A 1,034-nucleotide genomic window follows, 5' to 3' on the forward strand; every position below is an offset into this window, starting at 1 on the left:
TGGGCGAAGGTGAGAACTTAAGCGCCGGTAAACGGCGGTGGTAACTATAACCATCCTAAGGTAGCGAAATTCCTTGTCGGGTAAGTTCCGACCTGCACGAATGGCGTAACGACTTCCCCGCTGTCTCAACCACAGACCCGGCGAAATTGCACTACGAGTAAAGATGCTCGTTTCGCGCAGCAGGACGGAAAGACCCCGGGACCTTCACTACAGCTTGACATTGGCGTTTGGAGCGTCTTGTGTAGGATAGGTGGGAGACTGGGAAGCTCGGACGCTAGTTCGGGTGGAGTCATTGGTGAAATACCACTCTGGTCGTTTTGAACGTCTAACTCTGGTCCGTGATCCGGATCGGGGACAGTGTCTGGTGGGTAGTTTAACTGGGGCGGTTGCCTCCTAAAGGGTAACGGAGGCGCCCAAAGGTTCCCTCAGCCTGGTTGGCAATCAGGTGTCGAGTGTAAGTGCACAAGGGAGCTTGACTGTGAGACTGACGGGTCGAGCAGGAGCGAAAGCTGGGACTAGTGATCCGGCATCGGCGTGTGGAAGCGGTGTCGCTCAACGGCTAAAAGGTACCCCGGGGATAACAGGCTGATCTTCCCCAAGAGTCCATATCGACGGGATGGTTTGGCACCTCGATGTCGGCTCGTCGCATCCTGGGGCTGGAGTAGGTCCCAAGGGTTGGGCTGTTCGCCCATTAAAGCGGTACGCGAGCTGGGTTTAGAACGTCGCGAGACAGTTCGGTCCCTATCCGCTGCGCGCGCAGGAGACTTGAAAGGGGCTGTCCCTAGTACGAGAGGACCGGGACGGACGAACCTCTGGTGTGCCAGTTGTACCGCCAGGTGCACGGCTGGTTGGCTACGTTCGGAAGGGATAACCGCTGAAAGCATCTAAGCGGGAAGCTCGCCTTGAGATGAGGTCTCCCACCATGTGAATGGGTAAGGCTCCCTATAGACGATGGGGTTGATAGGCCGGAGGTGGAAGCACGGTAACGTGTGGAGCTGACCGGTACTAATAGGCCGAGGACTTGACCACAAAGC

The 1,034-nt window shown here is 57.0% G+C and carries 1 rRNA gene; it reads left to right on the top strand.

From position 1 onward, the window contains the following. Nucleotides 1–1,029, top strand: a 23S ribosomal RNA gene (locus AB0I15_RS66935); the annotation flags it as partial. Nucleotides 1,030–1,034: the final 5 nt, after the last annotated feature.

Origin of the sequence: Nonomuraea sp. NPDC050643, assembly GCF_040654715.1 — a bacterium.
GTDB lineage: Bacteria > Actinomycetota > Actinomycetes > Streptosporangiales > Streptosporangiaceae > Nonomuraea.